The organism is Paucibacter sp. KCTC 42545 (assembly GCF_001477625.1).
GTDB lineage: Bacteria > Pseudomonadota > Gammaproteobacteria > Burkholderiales > Burkholderiaceae_C > Paucibacter_A.
On the sequence record NZ_CP013692.1, the window covers coordinates 3,381,966 to 3,406,664 of the forward strand.

The 24,699-nt window shown below is 64.0% G+C and carries 19 protein-coding genes; 11 read left to right on the plus strand and 8 right to left on the minus strand.

The annotated features are described in order from the left end of the window. Nucleotides 1-169: 169 nt before the first annotated feature. The gene (locus AT984_RS14665; protein ID WP_156422044.1) at nt 170-898 is read left to right on the plus strand and encodes a hypothetical protein; all 729 of its coding nucleotides are present in this window, start codon (nt 170-172) and stop codon (nt 896-898) included. Between the two features lie 106 nt (nt 899-1,004). Here AT984_RS14665 and AT984_RS14670 read toward each other — a convergent pair whose 3' ends face one another. Then, nucleotides 1,005-2,849, minus strand: coding sequence for an ABCB family ABC transporter ATP-binding protein/permease (locus AT984_RS14670; protein ID WP_058720730.1), 1,845 nt, complete (start codon nt 2,847-2,849; stop codon nt 1,005-1,007). 135 nt (nt 2,850-2,984) lie between these two features. Between AT984_RS14670 and AT984_RS14675 the strand changes: the two genes are divergently transcribed. Beyond that, on the plus strand, nt 2,985-3,356 hold the full coding sequence (locus tag AT984_RS14675; protein ID WP_231741780.1) for an acyl-CoA thioesterase: 372 nt from the start codon (nt 2,985-2,987) through the stop codon (nt 3,354-3,356). A gap of 30 nt (nt 3,357-3,386) precedes the next feature. Further along, nucleotides 3,387-4,532, plus strand: coding sequence for an NAD(P)/FAD-dependent oxidoreductase (locus AT984_RS14680; protein WP_058720732.1), 1,146 nt, complete (start codon nt 3,387-3,389; stop codon nt 4,530-4,532). A gap of 70 nt (nt 4,533-4,602) precedes the next feature. On the opposite strand, the gene AT984_RS14685 is transcribed toward AT984_RS14680, so the two are convergent. The 7 genes from AT984_RS14685 to AT984_RS14715 all read right to left on the minus strand — a co-directional run bounded on the left by AT984_RS14685 (nt 4,603) and on the right by AT984_RS14715 (nt 13,312). Beyond that, the gene (locus tag AT984_RS14685; protein WP_058720733.1) at nt 4,603-5,367 is read right to left on the minus strand and encodes an enoyl-CoA hydratase; all 765 of its coding nucleotides are present in this window, start codon (nt 5,365-5,367) and stop codon (nt 4,603-4,605) included. 28 nt (nt 5,368-5,395) lie between these two features. Further along, nucleotides 5,396-6,262: an alpha/beta hydrolase family protein gene (locus AT984_RS14690; protein WP_058720734.1), complete on the minus strand. Its 867-nt coding sequence runs from the start codon at nt 6,260-6,262 to the stop codon at nt 5,396-5,398. Nucleotides 6,263-6,357: 95 nt separating this feature from the next. Then, nucleotides 6,358-7,572: an acetyl-CoA C-acyltransferase gene (locus AT984_RS14695; protein WP_058720735.1), complete on the minus strand. Its 1,215-nt coding sequence runs from the start codon at nt 7,570-7,572 to the stop codon at nt 6,358-6,360. A 191-nt stretch (nt 7,573-7,763) separates the two neighbouring features. After that, nucleotides 7,764-10,160 carry a 3-hydroxyacyl-CoA dehydrogenase/enoyl-CoA hydratase family protein gene (locus tag AT984_RS14700; protein ID WP_058720736.1) on the minus strand — a complete coding sequence of 799 codons (2,397 nt, stop codon included), beginning with the start codon at nt 10,158-10,160 and terminating at the stop codon, nt 7,764-7,766. 67 nt (nt 10,161-10,227) lie between these two features. Continuing rightward, a complete protein-coding gene (locus AT984_RS14705; RefSeq protein WP_058720737.1) occupies nt 10,228-10,662 on the minus strand; it encodes a DUF2147 domain-containing protein in 435 nt (144 codons plus the stop codon). A 66-nt stretch (nt 10,663-10,728) separates the two neighbouring features. Then, nucleotides 10,729-12,519: an acyl-CoA dehydrogenase C-terminal domain-containing protein gene (locus tag AT984_RS14710; RefSeq protein WP_058720738.1), complete on the minus strand. Its 1,791-nt coding sequence runs from the start codon at nt 12,517-12,519 to the stop codon at nt 10,729-10,731. A gap of 46 nt (nt 12,520-12,565) precedes the next feature. Beyond that, a complete protein-coding gene (locus AT984_RS14715; protein WP_058720739.1) occupies nt 12,566-13,312 on the minus strand; it encodes a TetR/AcrR family transcriptional regulator in 747 nt (248 codons plus the stop codon). Nucleotides 13,313-13,799: 487 nt separating this feature from the next. On the opposite strand from AT984_RS14715, the gene AT984_RS14720 reads away from it, so the two are divergent. The 8 genes from AT984_RS14720 to AT984_RS23995 all read left to right on the plus strand — a co-directional run bounded on the left by AT984_RS14720 (nt 13,800) and on the right by AT984_RS23995 (nt 24,693). Then, nucleotides 13,800-14,357, plus strand: coding sequence for an HNH endonuclease (locus tag AT984_RS14720; protein ID WP_058720740.1), 558 nt, complete (start codon nt 13,800-13,802; stop codon nt 14,355-14,357). Nucleotides 14,358-14,529: 172 nt separating this feature from the next. Then, complete coding sequence (locus AT984_RS14725; protein ID WP_058720741.1) at nt 14,530-15,027, plus strand: glycine zipper 2TM domain-containing protein; 498 nt, start codon at nt 14,530-14,532, stop codon at nt 15,025-15,027. Between the two features lie 433 nt (nt 15,028-15,460). After that, nucleotides 15,461-15,967: a hypothetical protein gene (locus tag AT984_RS14730; RefSeq protein ID WP_156422045.1), complete on the plus strand. Its 507-nt coding sequence runs from the start codon at nt 15,461-15,463 to the stop codon at nt 15,965-15,967. Nucleotides 15,968-16,007: 40 nt separating this feature from the next. Then, the gene (locus AT984_RS14735; protein WP_058720743.1) at nt 16,008-16,373 is read left to right on the plus strand and encodes a response regulator; all 366 of its coding nucleotides are present in this window, start codon (nt 16,008-16,010) and stop codon (nt 16,371-16,373) included. 84 nt (nt 16,374-16,457) lie between these two features. Next, nucleotides 16,458-16,769, plus strand: a complete 312-nt coding sequence (locus tag AT984_RS14740; RefSeq protein WP_058720744.1) for an STAS domain-containing protein — start codon at nt 16,458-16,460, stop codon at nt 16,767-16,769. Between the two features lie 4 nt (nt 16,770-16,773). Further along, nucleotides 16,774-19,062: a chemotaxis protein CheA gene (locus AT984_RS14745; protein WP_231741430.1), complete on the plus strand. Its 2,289-nt coding sequence runs from the start codon at nt 16,774-16,776 to the stop codon at nt 19,060-19,062. A 60-nt stretch (nt 19,063-19,122) separates the two neighbouring features. Then, nucleotides 19,123-21,972 (plus strand): methyl-accepting chemotaxis protein, encoded by a 2,850-nt coding sequence (locus AT984_RS14750; RefSeq protein WP_058720745.1) that lies wholly within the window; start codon nt 19,123-19,125, stop codon nt 21,970-21,972. A 60-nt stretch (nt 21,973-22,032) separates the two neighbouring features. After that, nucleotides 22,033-24,693 carry a methyl-accepting chemotaxis protein gene (locus tag AT984_RS23995; protein ID WP_082680044.1) on the plus strand — a complete coding sequence of 887 codons (2,661 nt, stop codon included), beginning with the start codon at nt 22,033-22,035 and terminating at the stop codon, nt 24,691-24,693. Nucleotides 24,694-24,699: the final 6 nt, after the last annotated feature.

A 24,699-nucleotide genomic window follows, 5' to 3' on the forward strand; every position in this document is an offset into this window, starting at 1 on the left:
GGTCGCCTTCATGCACCCTCACCGCGCCCTCGCCCCCTCCTCGTTTACCAGAAGATGCGCCGCACTCCCCCTCAATTGCAGGGGCTTGAGGTGAACTTTTTCACGACTTGCCTGTATACAGTCAACCACAAGGTCACCCTCCAACTCACCGGCATTCGGGAGCTCGCTCATGCTGACATCAAGACATTTGCTGGCCGGCGCTTTCAGCGCATTTGGCGTATTTGGCGCAATCGCCGCCCTCACCTCGCCCGCGCAAGCCGCGCCCGTCTTCGTCGACTTTGAAGCGGTGCCCAACGCGGTCAACAACCTAGCCACCCAGGTCAACCCCTACAGCGCCGATCTGCAATTTGTCACCGGCGCCTTGAGCGTGACCAGCGCCTGGCCGGGCTCGCCCAATGGCGGCACCGGCTTGGGCAACTTCTTCCGCGATCCGGCCAAATACGGCTCGGGCACACAGGGCGCGGTGTTCATGTCAGGTGATGCCGATCAAAGTGGCAAGACCAGCTTGGTGTTCAACGTCGGTGCCGGTTTCGGTGAGTCGTTCTCGATGCTGTTCGCCACCAGCTCAGGCGTGGGTTCGGTCAGCGTCTTTGACGAGCTGGGTGGCGCGGGCCAGCAATTGGGCGAAGCCCAAAGCCTGATCAGCACAGGCGGCTGCAAGGACCCCGCAACGGGCGCACCGCTCGCCGACTTTGTTTGCGAATGGCGCACAGCCACGGTGAACTTCTCTGGCACCGCCAAATCGGTACGGATTTCGGGCACCAATACGGCTTTCTGGCTGGATGACTTCCGCCTCGGCGCCAACGGCGGCGGCACCATCCCGGAACCCGGCGGCGTGGCCTTGAGCCTGGCCGCGCTGGGCGCCCTGGCGATGGGCCGCAAGAAGCAAGTCAAGTAAGGCCAAGCCCGCACCGCACTGCACAAGAAAAGGCCGCTGCACGGGATGCCGTGCAGCGGCCTTTTTCATTCAACTAATTCAAATCACCCCAGCCTCAGGGCTGGGCTCAAGCCGGCGCCACCTCACCGTCACCGCCGCTCTGCTGCATCCGCCACATCCGGGCATAAACGCCCTGCTGCGCCAGCAAGGCGTCGTGGTGGCCGCGCTCAACGATGCGACCCGCTTCCAAGACCAAAATCTCATGCGCATCCACCACGGTGGACAGGCGGTGGGCGATGACCAGCACGGTCTTGTTCTGACCGGCGGCGTCCAGCTCGGCCTGAATGGCACGCTCATTGCTGGAATCCAGCGCCGAGGTGGCTTCGTCAAAAATCATCAACGGCGGGTTTTTCAGCAAGGTGCGGGCAATTGCCACGCGCTGCTTTTCGCCGCCCGAAAGCTTGAGCCCACGCTCACCCACCATGGTGTCATAGCCCTTGGGTGTGGCGGCAATGAAGTTGTGAATATGCGCGGCACGGGCCGCTGCCTCTACCTGCGCTTGCGAAGCACCGGGTTGGCCGTAGGCGATGTTGTAGGCCACCGTGTCGTTGAACAGCACCGTGTCCTGCGGCACGATGCCGATGGCGCGGCGCAAGCTGGACTGGGTGACGCTACGCAGCTCCTGGCCGTCGATGCGAATGGCGCCAGCGTCAATGTCATAAAAGCGGAAGAGCAAGCGCGCCAAGGTGCTCTTGCCCGAGCCGCTGGGCCCGACCACCGCCACCTTCTTGCCGGCCGGAATCTCAAAGCTCACATCGTGAAGGATGGGCCGCGCCGGGTCGTAGGCAAAGCTGACATGCTCGAAGCTCACCGCCGCGCCCTGCAGCTGCAAGGTCTTGGCGCCGGGCACATCGGCAATCTCGCGCTCGCGCTCCAGCAGGCCAAACATCTTGTCCAGATCGGTCAGGCTTTGTTTGATCTCACGGTAGATCACGCCCAGGAAGTTGAGCGGGATGTAGAGCTGAATCATGAAGGCATTGACCATCACCAGGTCGCCCAAGCTCATGCGCCCCGCCACCACACCCTCGGTGGCTCGCCACAGCATCAACACCAAGGCGCTGGCGATGATGAGTTGCTGGCCGGTATTGAGCAGCGACAGCGTGGACTGCGCCTTGAGCTGAGCGCGGCGCAGCTTCTCCAGGCTTTCGTCGTAACGGCGGGCTTCGAAGTCCTCGTTATTGAAGTACTTGACGGTTTCAAAGTTCAGCAGCGAATCAATCGCCTTGCTATGCGCCACCGAATCCAGCTCATTGAGCTGCTTGCGGAACTTGGTGCGCCACTCAGTGACGGTGATGGTGAAGCCGATATAGAGCACCAAGGCGGCCAGGGTGATCCAGGCAAACCAGGCGTCGAATTTGATCGCCAGCAGGCCCAGCACCAGGCTCACCTCGATCAGGGTCGGGACGATGCTGTAGAGCGAATACGAGATCAGCGAATGCACCGCCCGCGTGCCGCGCTCGATATCGCGGGTCATGCCGCCGGTCTGGCGCTCCAGATGGAAGCGCAGGCTCAGGTCGTGCAGATGGCGGAACACCTGCAAGGAGATCGAGCGCGCCGTGCCCTCGGTGGCCTTGGCGAAGATCAGCTCACGCAGCTCGGTGAACAGCGAGGTCGACAAGCGCAGCGCACCATAGGCCACCAAAAGCCCTAGCGGCACCACGGCCATGCTCTGCACCGAGCCGGGCTTGATGGCCAGGCTGTCCACCAGATTCTTGAGCAAAAGCGGCACGCCCACATTGGCCAGCTTGGCGCAGAGCATGAAGCCCAGCGCAATGCCGACGCGCCAGCGGTAGCGCCACAAATAGGGCAAGAGCTTTTGGACGGTGGCCCAGTCGCTGCGTTCGGGCTGAGGGCTGTGAGGCTTGCCGTTAGCAGTGTCAACGGGCAAGGCAAGAGCTGGACTTTTTCGCATGGACGCTTTGGAGTGTCTCGGACTGAGGGTGGCGTATTCACCGAGAATAGGCCTCGATTCTCTCAGGTGACCACGATGTCCGACGCCCACACGCCAAATCCCGAAACCAGCGCGCCTGCCGCCCCCCTCGCCGACATGCCGCGCGAGCTGGTGCTGCGCGTGATGCCCTTGCCCGCTGACTCCAATGCCAATGGCGACATCTTCGGCGGCTGGATCATGGCCCAGGTGGACTTGGCCGGCTCGGTGCTGCCCGCCAAGGTCTCGCGCGGCCGCGTCACCACCGTGGCGGTGAATCAGTTCATTTTCAAGCAGCCTGTCTCGGTGGGGGATCTGCTGTCCTTCTACGCCCAGGTCACCCGCATCGGGCGCACCTCCATCACCGTGCATGTGGATGTGATGGCCGAGCGCAACCCCGCTGACCCGCAAGTGGTCAAGGTCACCGAGGCCAATCTGACCTATGTGGCGATTGACAGCCAGGGTAAGCCACGCGTGATTGAAGTGAAGTAAAGCGCACCCAACAAGCCCCACACCACCCCAATGCCACAGCAACGCGTTCTGATTCTGGGTGGTGGCGCCATCGGCAGCGCGGTGGCGGCCTTTCTGGCCGGCATGCCCGGCTGGCAGGGCCAACACATCACGGTGCTGGAGCGCGACCCCAGCTATGCCCGCGCCTCATCGGCCTTGTCGGCGGCCTCGATCCGCCAGCAGTTCAGCACGCCGCTGAACATCGCCCTCTCCCAGTTCGGCCTGCAGCAGCTGCGCCAGCAGCCCGAAGCGGGCTTGCAAGAACAGGGCTATCTCTACCTGGCCAGCGAAGCCGGCCGCGGCCGCATGGAAGCGCTGCACCAACTGCAAACCCGCCATGGCGCCGCCACCGAGTTGATGGGGCCCGCCCAACTGCGCCAGCGCTGGCCCTGGCTGGCCACCGAAGATATTGCCCTGGGCAGCTGGGGCCGCGAGGGCGAAGGCTGGTTTGATGGCTGGGGCCTGCTGCAAGGCCTGCGCCGCCAGGCCATGCAACAAGGCGTTAGCTATTTGCAGGCCGAGGCACTGAGCCTGCAGCGCGACGCCAGTGGCGCCCTCTGCGGCGTGCTGACGAATCAGGGCCTGCAACAGGCCGATGTTTATGTGCTGGCCTGCGGCGCCTGGTCCGGCCAACTGGCGGCCACGGCCGATTTGCAGGTACCGGTGAGCGCCAAGCGGCGCAGCGTGTACGCTTTTCGCAGCGCTGAAACAGCACCCGCCTGCCCGCTGGTGATCGACCCGAGCGGGCTGTGGTTTCGCCCCGAGGGTGAGCAATTCATCTGCGGCGGCCCACCCTTGGGTGAAGACTTAGCCGATTTGCCCCTGGACCCGGAGGCGCAACTCTTCGAAGAGCGGCTCTGGCCCGCCCTGGCCCAACGTGTGCCGGGCTTTGAGTCGCTGCGGCAGACCCGCGCCTGGGCCGGCTACTACGAGATGAATGACTTTGACCACAACGGCCTGGTCGGCGCGCTGGAGGCCTGCCCGAACTTGCTGCTGGCCTGCGGCTTTTCGGGCCATGGCCTGCAGCATGCGCCGGGCGTGGGCCGCGGCCTGGCCGAGTGGATCAGCCAGGGCGCCTATCAAAGCCTGGATCTGTCGCCGCTCTCACCCACGCGGATGGCGGCAAAACGCCCGCTGCTTGAGCTCAATGTGATCTGAGCGCCAAGCGCGGGCGTGTATGGCCAGGGCAGCCAGAGCAGCCGCAGCTGCCTGAACTGCTCAAGCAAGCTCAGTCGAACTTAGAAAAGTCCGGTGCGCGCTTTTGGAAGAAGGCCTGGAAGGCTTCCATCGCCTCGGGCGAGCGAAGGCGCGCGCCGAAGATTTCGGCCTCCACCTTGATGGTCTCTTGCACCTGCTCGGCGCTGTGGCGGCGCATCAAGCGCTTGCTCTCGCGCACGGCGCTGGGAGCCAGGGTGTTGAAGCGCTCGGCCACGCGGCGTGCGTGGTTAGCCACTTCAGCAGCCGGCAGCACCGCATTGGCAATGCCGCACTCAGCCGCATCGGCGCCGGTGAAGGGGTCGCCGAGCAGCAGCTTTTCCGCCGCCTTGGCATGGCCCAGCAGGCGCGGCACGATCAAGCTGGAGGCAAACTCCGGCACCAAGCCCAGGCCCACGAAAGGCATGGCCAGGCGAGCGTCGTCGGCCACATAGACCAGGTCGCAATGCAGCAGCAGCGTCGTGCCGATGCCGATGGCGGCACCGTTAACGGCGGCGATCACCGGCTTCTCGCAGCCCACCAGGGCGCGCATGAACTGGAACACCGGTGCTTCTTCATCGCGCGGCGGGCTGCTCATGAAGTCCTCGATGTCATTGCCCGAGGTGAAGATATTGGGCTGACCCTGGATCAGCACCGCGCGCACGGTCTTGTCGCTATTGACGGCGACCAGGGTGTCGGCCATCTCTTGATACATGGCGCGAGTCAGCGCGTTCTTCTTTTCGGGGCGAGCAATTTCGATGCTGGCTACGCCATTCACGATGGCGGTCTTGATGCTCATGGCAAAAACTCCTCAAATTGGGTGGTGATCATGATGCCAGCCATTGCTGCATCCGATGCCACAGACTGAATTGAAAACGCTTGCGGAAAAAGCCGAAATGGCCAATGCGGGGCTCGCCCAGCTCGGCCGGATCGATGCGCCACATCTCGGCCTGGGTGCCGGTGAAAAATTCATGCAAAGTGGCGATGCTGCGCGCCGACATGAATTCGTCGTCGGTGAATGAGAGCGACAGCATGGGCTGCTGCAGCGTGCCGTACTGGGCGCGTAGCGCGTCGCCACCCTCGACCATCATGTAATCCTTGCTGAGGCACCAACGGCGCCACTGCGCCATCACCCCTTGCGGCAGATCGCCCACCATGCCCAGGCGCCGCCCAGGGAAATAGCCAAACAGCGGCAAACACAGGGGCACCAGGAAATACCACAGGAACCAGACCGAACGGCGCAAGCTCGGCGCATTGTCCAGCCAGTAACCATTGCCGCTGCCCACAGTGATCACGCGAGCAAGCTTGTCGCGATTGGGCAGCAGACCGAGGATCTGCCCGCCCAGGCTGTGGCCGATCCAATGAATCGGGCGGGTGTCGGCCGGGCCACCCAGGCGGCGGCATAACTCGTCCAGCGCGCCGGCGGCGTCTTGCTCGGCCCAGGTTTTGATGTCGGCCTGCAGGCCGCGCAGCGAGCGCCGCATGGCTTGCGGGCGTGAATGCCCCATGCCGCGGTAGTCAAAGCTCAGCACCAGATAACCTTGCTCGGCCATCCAGTGCGCAAAGTCCGCGTAGAAATGCTGCTCCACCCCCATGGCGGGGGCAATCACCAGGCCGGCCTTGGCCGTGGCCGGGTCGCCAAAGCATTTGCCCACCAGGGGGAATCCGTCGCGGGCAGAAAAGTGAATGCTCATGGCGGCCCTTGGGTGTGGAGGATGCAGCGGACTGGCGATTTGGCGAAAGGCAGTGAAAAAAAAGCGCGGCCGGAGCCGCGCCTTCAGTCAGCGGATCAGAGCCGCTCGATGATGCCGGCAGCGCCCTGGCCGGCGCCCACGCACATGGTCACCATGCCGTACTTGCCGCCGGTGCGGCGCAGGCCGTGGATGACGGACGCGGCGCGGATGGCACCGGTCGCACCCAGGGGGTGACCCAGGGCGATCGCGCCGCCGTTGGGGTTGACCTTGCTGCGGTCCAGCACGATGCCCTTGCTGTCCAGGTCGTTCAAGACGGCCAGGGATTGCGCGGCAAAGGCTTCGTTCAGCTCGACCCAGTCCAGATCGGCGGCGGTGATGCCAGCCAGCTTCAGGGCGGCGGGGATGGCTTCGATCGGGCCGATGCCCATGATCTCAGGCGGCACGCCACGCACGGCGAAGCTCACGAAACGGGCCAGCGGGGTCAGGCCGAAGCGCTTGACGGCGGCTTCAGAAGCCACGATCAGGGCGCCGGAGCCGTCCGAAGTCTGCGAGCTGTTACCGGCGGTGACGCTGCCCTTGGCGGCGAACACCGGCTTCAGACGGGCCAGGCCTTCCATCGAGGTGTCGGCACGTGGGCCTTCGTCGATGTCAACAATGCGGCGACGCTCGCTGACCGAACCGTCCAGCAGATTGGGCAGGCGCTCGATCACTTCGAAAGGCGTCATCTCGGCCTTGAAGTGGCCGGCAGCGATGGCAGCCAGCGCACGGCGATGCGACTCGACGGCGAACTCGTCTTGCGCTTCGCGGCTGATCTTCCACTGGTTGGCGACCTTCTCGGCCGTCAGGCCCATGCCGTAGGCGATGCCGACGTTCTCGTCACGCTCAAAGATGGCGGGCGAGAAGGAAGGCTTGTTGCCGCCCATCGGCACCATGCTCATGGACTCGACGCCAGCGGCAATCATCACCTCGGCTTCGCCGATGCGGATGCGGTCAGCCGCCATTTGCAGCGCGGTGATGCCCGAGGCGCAGTAACGGTTCACCGTCACGCCGCCCACCGTGTTGGGCAGGCCGGACAGCACAGCCGCCACGCGGGCGATGTTCATGCCCTGCTCGCCTTCAGGGAAGGAGCAGCCGACGATGGCGTCTTCAATGGCCTTGGGGTCAAGACCTGGCACCTGGGCCAGCGCGGCCTGAATGGCGCGCGACAGCATTTCGTCCGGACGGGTGTTCTTGTAGTAACCACGGCCCGACTTGCCGATTGGCAGACGGGTGGCGGCGCAGATATAGGCTTCTTGAACTTGTTTGCTCATGATCCTGATCCTTTCATGACCAGTAAATTTCGTATTCAGTACCGCGGCCACAAGGCCGGGTCAGGGATTGAGGGAGCGTAGCGAGCGGACGGCTGGCGAGGCGGACGGAGCGCAGGAACCGGAACGACCTCCCTGGTCGTGAGGATTCCGAGCACCGCCCAACGAAGCCAGGCGTTCGCGCAGTAGCTCCATCAGTTCCTGACTGGCTTGCCGGTTTGGAGCATGCCCATGATTCGTTCCTGCGTCTTCGGATGCTCCAGCAGCGAACAGAAATGCTTGCGCTCCAAGCTCATCAGGTATTCCTCGTCGACCAGGGAACCGGCTTCCACTTCACCGCCGCAGACCACGTCGGCGATCAGGCTGGCCAGGTGATAGTCGTGGGCGCTGATGAAGCCGCCGTCACGCATATTGACCAGCTGACCCTTGATGGTGGCGATGCCCGAACGGCCGGCCACAGCGAACTTGGCCTTGAGCGGCGCGCGGTAGCCGGAGTCGAACATGGCTTTGGCTTGGGCCGAGGCCACGAACAGCAGCTCGTCCTTGTTCGGGACGATGATGTCGCTGTCCAGCAAGAAGCCGTTCTTCTTGGCTTCCAGGGCCGAAGTCGCCACCTTGGCCATGGCCGCAGTGGTGAAGCCATCCTTCAAGAACATGAAGATGTCGGCGTTGGCATTGCCAGCAGCAGCCATTTCGGCAGCACGGCGGGCGATATAGGTCAGGCCACCACCGCCGGGGATCAGGCCGACGCCCACTTCCACCAAGCCGACATAGCTTTCCATGTGCGCGACACGGCGAGCGCAATGCACGGCCAGCTCGGCACCACCGCCCAGGGCCAGGCCACGCATGGCGGCCACCACCGGCACATTGGCGTAGCGCAGGCGCAGCATCATGTCCTGCAGCTTCTTCTCTTCCGGGGCAATGCCCTTGGCGCCCTTGGTCATGAAGACGGGCATCAGGGCTTCCAGATTGGCGCCGGCCGAGAACACCTCGTCCGGCGACCAGATCACCAGGCCCTTGTAGCCGGCTTCAGCGATTTCGACTGCCTTGAGCAGGCCGTCAGTGACGGTCGGGCTGATCAGGTGCAGCTTGGCGGTGATGGAGGCGATGACAACTTCGTTGTCCTGCGTCCAGACGCGCACTTCTTCGTTCTTGAACAGCTCGGTGCCGGCCTTCAGTGGCTCAGCAGCGCCTTCGCCGAACAGCGCTTCAGGGAAAGCCTGACGCTGGTAGACGGGCAGCTGGGCGCGCGGCTTGAACTTGCCTTCGGCAGCGCTCCAAGAGCCGGCTGCGCTGTGCACGCCGCCGTTGTCGGCCACCGGGCCTTCAAACACCCAGGCGGGCAGTGCTGCGCTGGACAGGGTCTTGCCGGCAGCGATGTCTTCACGCACCCACTCGGCCACTTGCTTCCAGCCGGCTTGTTGCCACAGCTCGAAGGGACCTTGGCTGGAGCCGAAGCCCCAGCGCATGGCGAAGTCGATTTCGCGCGCGGTGTCGGCCACGGTGTCCAGATGCACGGCAACGTAGTGGAAGCTGTCGCGCAGGATGGACCACAGGAACTGGGCTTGCGGGTTGGTGGACTCGCGCAGCAGCTTGATGCGGTCAGCCGCGGGCTTCTTCAACATGCGGGCGACGATCTCGTCGGCCTTCTTGCCGCCGGCCACGTATTCGCCGGTGGCGAAGTCCAGCCGCTGGATGTCTTTGCCGACCTTTTTGTAGAAGCCGCCGCCAGCCTTCTGGCCCAGGGCGCCCTTCTCGATCAGGCCTGCCAGCACCTTGGGCGTGGCGTAGGTCGAGAAGAAGGGGTCATCCTTCAGGTTGTCCTGCATGGTCTTGACGACGTGGGCCATGGTGTCCAGGCCAACCACGTCAGCGGTGCGGAAGGTGCCGCTGGAGGCGCGGCCGAGCTTCTTGCCGGTCAGGTCGTCCACCAGGTCCACGCTCAGGCCGAACTTCTCGGCTTCGATCATGGCGGCCATCATGCCGGCGATGCCGACGCGGTTGGCCACGAAGTTGGGCGTGTCATTGGCGCGCACAACACCCTTGCCGACGGCGGTGGTGACGAAGCTTTCCAGCTGGTCGATCACTTCCGGACGGGTGGTGGGCGTGTTGATCAACTCCACCAGGTACATATAGCGCGGTGGGTTGAAGAAGTGGATGCCGCAGAAGCGCGGCTTGATTTCTTCGGGCAGCACTTCGGCGAGCTTGGTGATGCTCAGGCCCGAGGTGTTGGAAGCCACGATGGCGTTCGGCGAAACGAAGGGCGCGATCTTCTTGTAGAGATCGAGCTTCCAGTCCATGCGCTCGGCAATGGCCTCGATGATGAGGTCGCAGTCCTTGAGCAATTCCAGATGCTCTTCGTAGTTGGCTTGCTGAATCAGCACGGCGTCGGCCGCATCGCCCAGGGGCGCGGGCTTGAGCTTCTTCAGGCCGTCGATGGCCTTGGACACGATGCCGTTCTTCGGGCCTTCCTTGGCCGGCAGGTCGAACAAAACGACGGGCACCTTGACGTTGACCAGATGCGCAGCGATCTGCGCACCCATCACGCCAGCGCCGAGCACGGCGACTTTACGAACTTGGAATCGACTCACGGACTTCTCCTAAAAATCATGGCAGCGGCGCCCCGGGGCGCCGCCAGAAACAGCTATCGGGGCCTACTTACTCCACGCGCAACCAGACTTGGGTGCGGTAGAAGAAGCCGATATAGCCGCGCATCTCCAGCTTCTTGCCGCCCTCGACGGGCTTGAGCCGGGTCTTGTAAACCTTGCCGTTATTGGGATCGAGGATTTCACCCCCGACCCAATGCAGCTTGTCATCGCTATCTTGTTTGACACCACGGATGATCTGCATGCCAGTGACCGGCTTGTCCTTGCGGTCATCGCTGCACTTGTCACACTTGGCATCCTGCTTGCCTGCCTCGAAGACTTTTTCGATCGTGCCGGTCAACACACCGTCTTTCTCGGTGATGCGAACCAGCGACTTCTCGGTCTTGCCATCGTCGTCAATCGTCTTCCACAGCCCGACCGGACTGCCGTCGGCGTGAACAAGGCCGGCGACAAGGCTCAGAACTGCAGCAGCAAACAGCTTTTTCATGGTGTCTCCAAGGGTTGTGACCGATCCACCTCTAGCGGGCGGATCTGGGCTTAGCGAAAAAGGGAATCAGAACAAGGCTTCGTCCATCTCCATCAAGGACGGCAGGCCCGCGCGGGCGGTGCGGATCAGCGATGCCGTTTCAGGCAGCAGCTTGGCGAAGTAGAAGCGTGCGGTGCACAGCTTGGCGGTGTAGAACTTGTCGCCGCTAGCTTCCTTCTCCAGTGCCACCTTGGCCATGCGGGCCCAGAAGTAGGCGAAGGTCATATGGCCCACCACGCGCAGATAGTCCACGGCGGCCGCGCCGACTTCGTCGGGGTTCTGGAAGGCCTTCATGCCGATTTCGGTGGTCAGCTTGGTGACCTTGTCGCCGATGTCGGCCAGCGGGTTGATGAACTCTTGCATCGCCTCGTTGGTGCCCTCTTCTTCAACAAAGGCAGCGATCTTCTTGCCGAACTTCTTCAGCTTGGCGCCGTTGTCACCCAGGATCTTGCGGCCCAACAGGTCCAGCGACTGGATGGTGTTGGTGCCTTCGTAGATCATGTTGATACGAGCGTCACGCACGAATTGCTCCATGCCCCACTCGTGGATGAAGCCGTGGCCGCCGAAGACTTGCATGCAATGCGAGGTCGAGATCCAGGCGTTGTCGGTGATGAAGGCCTTGATGATGGGCGTCAGCAGCGCGACTTCGTCTTCGGCTTCCTTGCGCTCGTCTTCGTCTTGCGAAGCCAGGGCGCGGTCCAGCGTCACGGCAACGTAGGTGGAGAAAGCACGGCCGCCTTCGGCGTAAGCACGCGCGGTCAGCAGCATCTTGCGCACATCGGGGTGCACGATGATGGAGTCGGCTGCCTTGTCGGGCGACTTCGGGCCGCTCAGGGCGCGCATCTGGATGCGATCCTTGGCGTAGGCGGCGGCGTTTTGGTAAGCCACTTCGGTCAGGCCCAGCGACTGGTTGCCCACGCCCAGACGGGCGGCGTTCATCATCACGAACATGGCAGCCAGGCCCTTGTTGGGCTGGCCGACCATGGTACCGACGGCGTCTTCCAGAACCATCTGGCAAGTCGAGTTGGCGTGGATGCCCATCTTGTGCTCCAGGCCGGCGCAGAAGATGCCATTGCGCTTGCCCAGGGTGCCGTCGGCGTTGACCAAGAACTTGGGCACGACGAACAGCGAGATGCCTTTGGAGCCTTCCGGCGCGTCGGGCAGGCGGGCCAGCACCAAGTGAACGATGTTGGACACCATATCGTGCTCACCGGCGGAGATGAAGATCTTGGCGCCGTTGATCTTGTAAGTGCCATCAGCCAGCGGTTCGGCCTTGCTGCGCAGCAGGCCCAGGTCGGTGCCGCAATGCGGTTCGGTCAGGCACATGGTGCCGGTCCACTCGCCGCTGGTCAGCTTGGGCAGATAGGTGGCTTTTTGCTCGGCCGTGCCGTGGGCATGCAGGGCCTCGTAAGCGCCGTGGCTCAGGCCGGGGTACATGGTCCAGGCCTGGTTGGCCGAGTTCATCATTTCGTAGAAAGCCTGGTTCAGCACCAGGGGCAGGCCCTGGCCACCGAACTCGGGGTCGCAACCCAGCGAAGGCCAGCCGCCTTCCACATACTTGGCGTAGGCTTCCTTGAAACCCTTGGGCGGGCTGACCTCATGCGTGGTCTTGTCCAGCGAGCAGCCTTCAGCGTCGCCGCTGAGGTTCAGGGGCGCCAGCACCTCGGCTGCGAACTTGCCTCCTTCTTCCAGCACGGCATTGATGGTGTCGGCATCGATGTCAGCGTGCGCGGGCAGCGTTTTGAGCTGCTCAACCACATTGAGCACTTCGTGCATCACAAACTGCATGTCGCGCAATGGTGGGTTGTATTGGGGCATGTCGAACTCCGGGGTGAAAAAAGAGACAGGAAGAAATGGGTGAGGCTCAGCGCCGCGGCTTTTTAGTTGCCGCTGCGGCTGCGTGTTGCTTGGCCAGCGCGTCCGCAGCCAGCCCAGCGGGCGTGGCGTAGGACTGCACGGCCCGCTCGAAACCCATGCCGGCACGGGCCAGGGCTCCGGGGTTGCGCAAGAAGCGCGCGTCGTGATGCAAGGACAAAATCAGCCCGTGCAACTCGAACAAAATCTGTTCCACATCGGCATCGGCGTGCAGATGACCGGCCTTTTGGGCCAGCACAATGGCTTTGTGCAGGGCGGCGTGCCAGTCACGCACCATGCTGACCAGGGCATCACGCACCGGGCCGATGCGGTCATCAAACTCCACTGCGCCGCTGATATAGATGCAGCCTGAGTCCAGCTCCAGCGAGACGCGGCGCACCCAGCGCTCGTACAGGGCGCGCAGGCGCGGCAGGCCGCGCGGCTCGCGAATCGCGGCGAAGAAGACTTCTTCCTCGAACTTGGCGTGGTACTCGGTCACCACCGCAATCTGCAATTCCTCGCGCGAGCCGAAATGGGCGAACACGCCCGACTTGCTCATCTTGGTCACATCGGCCAGGGCGCCGATCGACAAACCCTCCAAGCCCATGTGCGAGGCCAAGCCCAAAGCCGCTTCCAGAATCACGGCGCGGGTGTGCTGGCCTTTGTGCAGGGTGCGCACCGTGCGTGCCGACTTGGCCGCAGGGGCGACGGGCGCGGCAGCTTTGGCGGTGGCAGTTGACTTGGTGGGCACGGTCATGGACAGAGGCAGGTTGCGGATGAAAGCGAGCGGATGGTGGCGGGCTTGAGTTGGGCGTGGCGCCGAAATCGGATGAATCGCGGCGAATAATAAAACGAACGGTCGTTCTATTTTGCAGAAAGTTTGTCGACTTTGCATGTCAGCCCGAGGTTTTTTTGGCGATTTTTTAGAGGCTCGCGCCTAGCAGCGAACAAAGTGCTCATCCAGCGCGCGCCCAGCGCCCAACCGCCACCGCACTGAGCGGCGCAGTTCGCACAAGGCGCACAAATAGAGCGCATTCACCCATCCGCCACCCGCCTTGGTTCGGCGGCCTGCCGGCGAACACATCAGTCTCCCGGCCACCGATGACAATGATTTGACGGGCGCCGCACCCGATCCGCTCCCGCCCCTAACTGTCGCCACGCACGCACAGCGGCAGCCTCTGCGCCAGGAATACTTGAGCTTGCGGGCCCACATGCAGTACGCTCCGACTTGGAGGTCTCACGCTGTGGATGTGCTTCAACTGGATGTTTCTGGTCGACCGCAAGCCTGGATCACGACCCGCGAAGCGGCCGTCATCTACGCCAGCGACGGCGTGGCTTGGACACTGGGCGATCCCTGCCAAGTGATGCGCGGCGGCATGCAGCGCCGCACGGGCCAGCAGTCGCGCATCGAGGTTCACCCCATCATTGCCGTGCGCGGCTCGGTACCCAGCCGGGCGTGGCGACAAGCCCCCGCGCTCTCCAACCCCAAGCTGTTCGCGCGCGATCGCTTTGTTTGCGCCTACTGCGGCCACCGCTTCCACGCCGACGACCTGACGCGCGAGCACATCCACCCCAGCTCACGCGGCGGGCGCGACAGCTGGATGAACTGCATCACCGCCTGCCGCGGCTGCAATGGCCGCAAAGGCAGCCGCATGCCCGAAGAGGCCAATATGAGCCTGCTCTATCTGCCCTATGTGCCCAATCTGCACGAGGACATGATTTTGCGCGGCCGCCGCATCCTGGCCGACCAGATGGAGTTCTTGCTGGCCAGCGTGCCGCGCTCCAGCCGGCTTTACACCTGAGCCTGCGCCGGAACCCCGGGCCAAGGCATGCCGCCGCCGGCCCCTTCTCCTGCCGCCCAGGCCAGCGTTATCGAACCGTTGCCGGCAGGTTAAATAACGTCAAGCCGTCAACCTCGGCACAATGTCCGGCGTTGGGTAGCTGTCTGCCCAAGGAGAAACCAACGTGATCCCCATGAAAAAACTCTTTCTCAGCACTTCGCTCGTCGCCCTGGCCGCCTTGAGCGCTTGCTCCACCACCAGCCCGGACGTGATTTCGCGTGACCAGGCGCAGCGCATGTCGCAGATCCAGGACGCCACCGTGTTGTCGGTGCGCCCGGTGACGGTGGACGGCTCTCAAAGCGGCATCGGTGCCGTGGCCGGCGGCGTGGTGGGCGGCGTGGCCGGCTCATCGGTGGGCGGCAGCCGTGAAGGCGCCATCGTCGGCGTGCTGGGTGCCGTGGCCGGTGCAGTCGTCGGCAATGCGGTGGAGCGTGCTGGCACCCGCGAAGAAGCCGTGGAAGTGATCGTGCAACTGCGCAATGGCGAGCGCCGCTCGGTCGTGCAGGCCAAGGGCCAAGAAACTCTCGCCCCCGGCGAAGCCGTGATTCTGGTCACCACCGGTGGCAAGACCCGTGTCAGCCGTGCCCCGGCCGTCACCGCACCCGCCAGCGGCAACAACAGCAAGTACTGAGCCTGAGCGGTTTTCGCTCACTTGACCAAGAGGTGCCGGCGCCATGCCCGCACCTCTTTTTCATTTCTGACTGAGATGCCCACGCCGGCCGACCACACGCCGCGGCCGCGGCACGCCAAACGCCGGCCAAACCGCAAGCACAGCAAGGCCGACACCACAACAGCGTTGTACCGGCATCAAGATTCCCCCCATTTCATTCGTTAGCTTGCTAAATTAGGCCCTTATCCAGGCATTGGCCAAATCGGCCGCTGGGGAAACTGCTGTCCTCAACTCATCCGCGCCGCCAGTCGTTCGCACGCGAACCACAAACCAGGCCCAAGCGCAGCGGTTGAATTGATCACAGGGAGGGGCCTATGGGTTTTGCAGAGCTTCCACTCCAAGGGATCGGCCTGATCCACCCGCTGGCGTGCCACAAGGCCGGGGCGGCACACTCATGAGCCGCCGCCAGCAGTCGGCTTCTCCCGCAGCCTCCGCCCCACCTGACGCGGGCATCACGCTGATGACCGCCACCGTGCTGCCGATCTGGACCCGCCAGCTGCGCGCCATTCAAGACACCGTGCAAGGCGGGGCGGTGGATTTGCTCAGCTGCTTTGCAGGCATCATGGGTTTGCAGGATCTGCTGGACAGCGAAATCAAGGCCATGCCCGCAGATGCCGCGCACACCCTGGCCCTGCAGCAACTCAGCCAAGAGCTGGCACTGCAATGCGAGCGCGCGCTGGTCGGCCTGCAGTTTGGCGACCGCGCCACTCAGATGCTCGACATCCTGCACGACGACACCCAACGTTTCAGCCAGGAATTGCCGAATATGGCTCACGCCGATGCCGCCGAGGCACAAGCCTGGCTGGACGCCCTGGAAGCCCGCTACACCACCGACGAGCAACGCGATTCCCACCACGGCGAAAGCACCGGCCCGCCGCACAACAACGTTGAGTTTTTCTGAGCCCCGTTTCAGTCAGCATCCACAACATCAAGAGGACGCCATGAGCAAGACAATTCTGGTCATCGATGACTCCGGCAGTTTCAGAACCGTCGTCAAGCTGGCGCTACAAAAGGCCGGCTACACCGTCATCGAGGCCGTGGACGGCCAAGACGCGGTGGGCAAACTGACGGGCGCCAAGATCAATCTGATCGTCTGCGACGTCAATATGCCGAATATGGACGGGCTGACTTTTCTGCGCCACGTCAAAACACTGCCGACCTACAAGTTCACTCCGGTGATCATGCTGACCACCGAATCTCAAGAGTCCAAAAAGGCCGAAGGCCGCGAGGCCGGCGCCAAGGCCTGGATCACCAAACCCTTCCAGCCCTCGCAATTGGTGGACGCCGTCAACCGACTCTGCGTCTGACCCCATGTGGGCCGCCCATGGCCCCCATGTACCGGTCCCATCCACCGGCCCCGTGCTTGCTGTTCTAGCCCCGGAGGTTTTGCGATGTCAGAGTCCGATCTGTTCACCCTCTCGCTCGGCCCTGAGCTGACGATTGCCCAAGCCGCCGATGTGCATGGCTTGCTGCTGGAGACCGTCGCCCGCTTGAACTCGGGCCTGCGCCTAGAGCTCAGCGGCGTCAGTGACTTCGACAGCTCCGCGATTCAGCTGCTGCTGGCCACCCAGCGCAGCCTGCAGGAACGTGCGGCCGAGTTGGTGCTGCACGAGCCCAGCGTGGTGGTGGTGGCCGCGCTGCAATGCTTCGGCCTCGACACCCAGTTGCAGCCCCTGCCCCACAGCCTGGCTGGCGCGGAGTGATGCCATGTCGATGAATGACGATGATGATGCAGAGATTCTGGCCGTTGCCCGGGCCGGCTTTCTGGACGAGGCGCAGGAGATGCTGCGCCAGTTCGAGCAAGGCTTGCTGATCCTGGAAGGTGACCCCAGTGACTCGGAAAGCCTGAACTCGGCCTTTCGCGCCGCCCACACCATCAAGGGCACGGCCGGCATGTTCGGCTGCGACGCGGTGGTGGCCTTCACCCACGAGGCCGAAACCCTGCTGGAGGCGCTGCGCTCCGGCCAGCGCCAGCTCGATGACGCCGTGGTCGCCGCCCTGCTGGAAAGCCGCGACCAGATCGAACTGCTGCTGGGCGAAGTGCAAAGCGGGGAAGCCGACCCCGCCGTGGCCGCCGCCAGCGCGGCGCTGGCCAGCCGCTTGCGCGCGCTGCAAGGCCTGGAGCCAGTGGCCGCCGCGACAAGCAGTGCCACTGCGGGCGAGGCCGGCGCTTCGGCGACGTCGGAGCAGGCCCTTGGGACCGGCGCGGCCACCAATCCCTTTTGGCATTTGTCGCTGCGCTTCGGCCAGGATGCGCTGCGCAACGGCCTCGACCCGCTGGCTTTTTTGCGCTATCTGGCCACCCTGGGCAAGGTTCAGGCCATCAGCACCCTGAGCGACGCCATTCCCAGCCTGGACGCGCTCGACGCCGAAGCCTGCTATCTCGGCTTTGAGTTGCGTTTTGAGTCCAGCGCCACGCGCGAAGACATCGAGCGCGTATTCGAGTTCGCGGTCGAAGACAGCGATGTGCAAATCCTGGCACCAGGCAGCACGCCCGCCGCATTTGAAGACTTGGCAGCGCTGCGCTGCGGCGATGACGCCGATGCCCGCGCCGGCCTGTTCCAGTGCTGGCACGAGATGGGCATGCGCTTCGCCGTGCGCCTGGAGGTGATTGAGATCGAAGCCGGCGCGGCAGCCGCCGAGACCGAGGCGGTGGCGCCAGTCGTCATCCCACACATTGAACGCCGCAGCAGCACCGACAGCGCCAGCAGCGCGGGCGGCGAGCGCCGCAACGACCGCCGCAGCGGCGAAGGCGAGCGCCGCGAAGGCGGGCGCGACCGCCGCGCCGGTGACGAAACTCGCTTCGTGCGCGTGCGCGCCGACAAGCTGGACAAGCTGATCGACCTGATCGGTGAGCTGGTCATCGCCGGCTCGGGCGCGCAGATGGTGGCGCATCTGGAGAACTCCGCCGTGCTGCTGGAAGCCACCCAGCGCGTCATGGATCTGGTGCAGGAAACCCGCGATGGCACGCTGGCCCTGCGCATGGTGCCCATCGGCGAAACCTTTGGCCGCTTCCAGCGGGTGGTACGCGATGTCTCCAAGCAGCTCGGCAAGGAAGTCGATCTGGTGGTGACCGGCGGCGACACCGAGCTGGACAAGTCCATGGTCGACTCCATCGCCGACCCCTTGATGCATCTGGTGCGCAACAGCATGGACCACGGCCTGGAGACGCAGGACGAGCGGCTCGCGGCCGGCAAACCGGTGATGGGCAGGCTGAGCCTGAACGCTTATCACGATGCCGGCGCGGTGGTGATTGAGGTCAGCGACGATGGGCGCGGCCTGGCGCGTGAGCGCATCCTCAAAAAGGCGGTCGAGCGCGGCCTGATCGCCGAGGGTCAGATCTTGCCCGAGCACGAGATCTGGCAGCTGATCTTCCATGCCGGCTTTTCCACCGCCGAGCAGGTCACCGACCTGTCCGGGCGCGGCGTCGGCATGGATGTGGTCAAACGCAATATCGAGGCCTTGCGCGGCACCATCGCACTCAGCAGCGAGGTCGGCCGCGGCACGCTGACGCAGATCCGCCTGCCGCTGACGCTGGCGATGATCGACGGCTTCCTCACCATGGTGGGCGGCGTCAACTATGTGCTGCCGCTCTCGGCGGTGGCCGAATGCATCGATGTGCCGGATGAATGCAGCAAGCAGGGCGAGCGCGTCAGCGGCACTTTCGACTTGCGCGGCGAGGTGCTGCCCTGGCTAGACCTGGCGCGCTTTTACGGCGTTGCGGCCGACCACAGCCGCCGCCGCAGCGTGGTGGTGGTGCGCGACGGGCAAACCCGTGTCGGCCTGATCGTTGACCGCCTGATGGGCGAGCACCAAACGGTGATCAAACCCCTGTCCAGCATTTTTCAGCATCTCAAAGCCCTGGCCGGATCCACCATTCTGGGCTCCGGTGAGGTTGCGCTGCTGCTTGATGTGGCGGGCCTCTTGGCGGTGGCGATTCGCAAGGGGCAAACGGACAGCAGGACGGTATCACTCAGTCACGGCAGCCCCAGCTAGTCGCCTTGACTCAGAGTTCACTTTAGTCACTTGTTCTTTTAGGGAAGCCAGGGAAACAAAATGAGCAAACTTCTCCGCAATTTGCAGCTTTGGCACAAATTCGCCTTGCTGGGTGCCTTGGCACTGCTCTTGGCCGGTGTGCCCACCGCCCTGCGCATGATCGATACGCTGAACAAAATGGCTGTCGCCAAGGCCGAGGTCGCGGGCTTGGCGCCCCTGAATTCGGCGCAGGCCCTGCTGCGTGCCCTGCAGTTGCATCGCGCTGCGGTGAACCGGGAGCTCGGTGGCGATGCCACTGGCATCGCCGAACGCAGCAAGCAGGCCGAGATCATCCGAAAAAGCCTGAATGCATTGCTGACTCAACTGAGCGATCCCGCCATGGCAGAGGCCCTGGCAGCGAGCAAAACCCTGGCTGCTGGATTTGAGCGCCTGGGCGGCGACCTCGGCAACAAACGCCTGCTGGCCAAGGACAATTTGGCCCGCCATGCGGAGCTGATCAAAGACGCGAAGAACTTGATGAGCGCGGTTGCCGATGGCTCGGGCTTGACCCTGGAGCCGGACCCCGCCAACTACTTCATGGTCACGGCCCTGGTCAAAGAACTACCGGATGCCGTTGACGCAGCCGGTGTGGCACGAGCCATCGGCCGCGCCATGCTGATCAAGCAAGAATTCCCACTTGATGGGCGCTTCCAGACCGGCGCGGAGTTGAACCAAGCCCGCAGTGGACAAGAACTGGCCGTCGTTCAACTCGGCAAAGCCATCAAGGCACACCCGCCTCTGGCGGGGGAGCTGAATGCCTTGATAAAGGACTTCGAACTCAGCATGAGCAGCTATGTCAGCAAAGGCAGCACCGAGCTGGTCAAGTCCGACAAGCCTGCCATCAGCGCCGAAGACTATTTCGCCCTGGCCAGCGCGGCGATCGAGTCGGCCTTCAAGCTGATGGACAAGACCGAAGAGCAGCTCACCTCGGCGCTGCAAGCGCATATCAACAGCCTGCAGCGCGGCGCCATGATCGAAGGCGGGGCCTTCGCGGTGGTCTTGGTGCTGGCCACGATCTTGGCGCTGGCGGTGGTGCGCTCAGTCACCCAGCCCCTGAACCGCGCCATTGCCGCGGCCGATGCCATCGCCGAGGGTGATTTGAGCCATCGTATCGACGACCAGGGCCGCGACGAGGCCGGCGTCCTGCTGCAGCGTTTTGGCGTGATGCAGAACAATCTGCGCGAGCGGCACGAGCGCGACGCCCGCGTTGCCGCCGAAAGCGGCCGGGTCAAACAGGCGCTGGATCGCTGCTCCACCAATGTGATGATCGCCGACCCCGACGGTCGCATCATCTATATGAACCACTCGGTGGCGAGCATGATGCAAGGCAACGAGGCCGAGCTGCGCCGCGCCTTGCCCAACTTCGACGCCAAGCAGCTGATCGGCGCCAATATCGACACCTTCCACAAAAACCCGGCCCACCAGCGCAATCTGCTGGGCGGGCTGAAGGGTGAGTACAAGGCGCAGATCAAGGTCTCGTCGCTGGACTTCTCGCTGATCGCCAACCCCATCATTGACGACAAGGGCGAGCGCCTGGGCACCGTGGTGGAGTGGCGAGACATGACGCAGGAGCTGCTGGCGCGGGCCCGCGAGCAGCAACTCGCCGCCGAGAACGCCCGGGTCAAGCAGGCGCTGGACATCTGCTCGACCAATGTGATGATCGCCGACCCCGACGGCAACATCATCTACAACAACCTCTCGGTGGCGCAGATGATGCAGCGCAACGAGGGCGAGTTGCGCAAGGCGCTGCCGGCCTTTGATTCGCGCCGCATCGTCGGCAGCAATTTCGACCAGTTCCACCGCAACCCCAGCCACCAACGCAATCTGCTGGGTGGACTGAAGAGCGAGTACAAGACCGAGATCAAGGTCAGCTCGCTCACCTTCAGCCTGATCGCCAACCCGATCACGGCGGCCGACGGCACCCGCCTGGGCACCGTCGTCGAGTGGAAGGACCGCACGGCCGAAGTGGCCGCCGAGGCCGAAGTCGGCGCGATGGTGGACGGCGCCAACCAGGGCAACTTCGCCAGCCGCATTGCGCTGGAAGGCAAGGAGCCTTTCTTCAAAATGCTGGGCGAGAAGTTCAACTCCCTGGTCGAGACCGTCAGCGGCACCATCCGCGAGGTGCGGGTCGCAGCCGATCAATTGTCTGGGGCCTCGGATCAGGTCTCGCAGACCTCTCAGTCGCTCTCGCATTCGGCCAGCCAACAGGCCGCCAGTGTGGAGGAAACCACTGCCTCGCTGCAGGAAATGGCGGCCAGCGTGAAGCAAAACGCCGACAGCGCCACCGTCACCGACGGCATGGCCACCAAGGCCGCCAAGGAGGCAATGGACGGCGGGCAAGCGGTGGGCATGACGGTCGATGCGATGAAGCAGATCGCCACCAAGATTTCCATCATCGACGACATCGCCTACCAGACCAATCTGCTGGCGCTCAACGCCGCCATCGAAGCGGCGCGGGCCGGCGAGCATGGCAAGGGCTTTGCCGTGGTGGCCGCCGAGGTGCGCAAACTGGCCGAACGCAGCCAAGTGGCCGCGCAAGAGATCGGCGCCTTGGCCAGCTCCAGCGTGCAGATGGCCGAGAAGGCCGGCGACTTGCTCAGCAATATGGTGCCCTCGATCCAGAAGACTTCGGAGCTGGTGCAAGAAATTGCGGCCGCCTCGGGCGAGCAAAGCGAGGGCGTGTCGCAGATCACCGCGGCCATGAACCATTTGTCATCCACCACCCAGCAAACAGCTTCGGCCTCCGAGGAGTTGTCGGCCACCGCCGAGGAACTGTCGGCCCAGGCCGCGCAGTTGCAAGAGCAGATGGCCTTCTTCCGCCTGGCCGACGATGAGCAGGCGGACCGGGGGCGACAACGCGGCCAGCGCTGAACAGCCGCCGTAATCACCCGCCGCATTCCTGCCGTATTCCCGCCATGAAAGACCAAAGCCATGCGTAGTAATTTGCCGGTCACTCAACAGGAATATTTGCTCCGAGAAGGCATGACCATCGTGTCGCGCACCGACCTCAAGGGCAAGATCACCTATATCAACGACGACTTCCTCGAAGCCAGCGGCTTCGCCGAAGCCGAGCTGATCGGCCAGCCCCACAACATCGTGCGCCATCCGGACATGCCGGAAGAAGCCTTTGCCGATATGTGGGCCACCCTCAAGGCCGGGCGCCCCTGGACCGGCCTGGTCAAGAACCGCTGCAAGAACGGCGACTTCTACTGGGTGGTGGCCAATGCCACGCCGCTCAAAGAGGGCGAAACGGTGGTGGGCTATTTGTCGGTGCGCACCCGACCCAGCCGCGAGCAGGTGGCGGCCGCCGATGGCCTCTACCGCCTGTTCAAGGAGGGCAAGGCAGCGGCATGGGAAATCCGCGACGGGCGCGGCGTCAAGACCGGCCTGCTGGACGGCCTGGGCCGGCTCATCGCCGCGATGAGTCAGGCCAGCAAGGTGGCGGTGTGTACCGTGGCGGTGGGCTTGAGCGGCGCCGGTCTTGGCCATGCCCTGCCCGGCCAGCAATGGCCGCTCGCCGCTGCGGCCTTGGTGCTGGGCCTGGCGGGCGCCTGGGGCCTGGCCGCCCTCACCCGGCGCCTGCGCAAGGGTCTGGCGCAGGCCGGCAGCCAGCTGGAGAAGTTCGGCCAAGCGCGCTTTGACGGCATCGTCAGCGTGGACGGCAATGATGAGTTGACGGCCATGCAGCTCGCCCTCAAACGCGTGCAAACCCGCTTGGGCTTTGAGTTCGCCGACACCAAGAAACGCGGCGAAGCGGCCGAGCGCATCCGCCAGGCCCTGGACGTGGCCGCCACCAACATGATGGTGGCCGACCCCGGCTACAACATCATTTACGGCAATGCCTCGCTGCAAGCCATGCTGAACCACGCCGAGGAAGACATCCGCAAAGACCTGCCGCGCTTCAGTGCCGCCAGCGTGATCGGCAGCAATATCGACAGCTTCCACAAGAACCCGGCCCACCAGCGCGGCATTCTGGATCGCCTCAGCGGCGCGCATCAAACCCGGCTGACGCTGGGTGGCCGGCGCTTTGACTTGATCGTCAACCCGGTGATCGCCGAAGGCCGGCGCCTGGGCACCGTGGTGGAGTGGAAGGACATGACGGCCGAGCTGGCTGCGCAAGAACGCGAGCATGCGCTGGCGGCCGAGACGACCCGCGTCAAGCAGGCCCTGGACATCTGCTCCACCAACGTCATGATTGCCGACCCCGACGGCAACATCATCTACAACAACGCCTCGGTGGCGCAGATGATGCAGCGCAACGAGGGCGAGTTGCGCAAGGTGCTGCCGGCCTTTGATGCGCGCCGCATCGTGGGCAGCAATTTCGACCAGTTCCACCGCAACCCCAACCATCAACGCAATCTGCTGGGCGCACTCAAAGGCGAATACAAGACCGAGATCAAGGTCGGCTCACTCACCTTCAGCCTGATCGCCAACCCCATCAACGACGCGACGGGTACCCGTTTGGGCACGGTAGTGGAGTGGAAGGACCGCAGTGCCGAAGTGGCCGCCGAGCAAGAAGTCAGCGGCATGGTGGACGGCGCAAACCAAGGCGACTTCGCCAGTCGCATTGCGCTGGAAGGCAAGGAGCCCTTCTTCCGCATGCTGGGCGAGAAGTTCAACTCGTTGGTGGAAACCGTCAGCGGCACGATCAAAGAAGTGCGGGCCGCCGCGGATCAGCTCTCCAGCGCCTCGGATCAAGTCTCGCAGACCTCGCAGTCGCTCTCGCACTCGGCTTCCCAGCAAGCCGCCAGCGTGGAGCAAACCACCGCCTCGCTGCAGGAGATGGCGGCCTCGGTCAAACAAAACGCCGACAGCGCCAATATCACCGACGGCATGGCCACCAAGGCGGCGCAAGAAGCCCTGGATGGCGGCCACGCCGTCGGCCTGACGGCAGACGCGATGAAGTCCATCGCCAGCAAGATTTCCATCATTGACGACATCGCCTATCAAACCAATCTGCTGGCCCTCAACGCGGCCATCGAGGCGGCGCGTGCTGGCGAGCATGGCAAGGGCTTTGCGGTGGTGGCGGCCGAGGTGCGCAAGCTGGCCGAGCGCAGCCAGGTGGCCGCGCAAGAGATCGGCACCCTGGCCGGCTCCAGCGTCACACTGGCGGAAAAGGCCGGCAAACTGCTGGGCAATATGGTGCCCTCGATCCAGAAGACTTCCGAGTTGGTGCAGGAGATATCGGCCGCCTCGGGCGAGCAGAGTGAAGGGGTGTCGCAGATCACCGCCGCGATGAACCACCTCTCGGCCACCACGCAGCAAACGGCCTCGGCGTCCGAGCAGCTCTCGGCCACGGCCGAGGAACTCTCGGCCCAGGCCGCGCAGCTGCAAGAGCAGATGGCCTTCTTCCGGCTGGCCGAAGACCAATCGCGCGCGAACTCGCCATCGCCACGCAGCAGCGCCAGGCCCGGCAGCGCCGCGCCTCGCAGCAGCAACCGCACAGGAATGGGTACTGGCAAACCATCCAGCAGCCCGCCAACCGCCCGCAACAGCACCACCAGCATGGCAAGACTGCCGCAGCGCGGCAATATCGAAGCCAGCGGCGGCGGCCCGGATGAAGTCGATGAATCCTTTTTCAAGCGCTTCTGAGGAGTC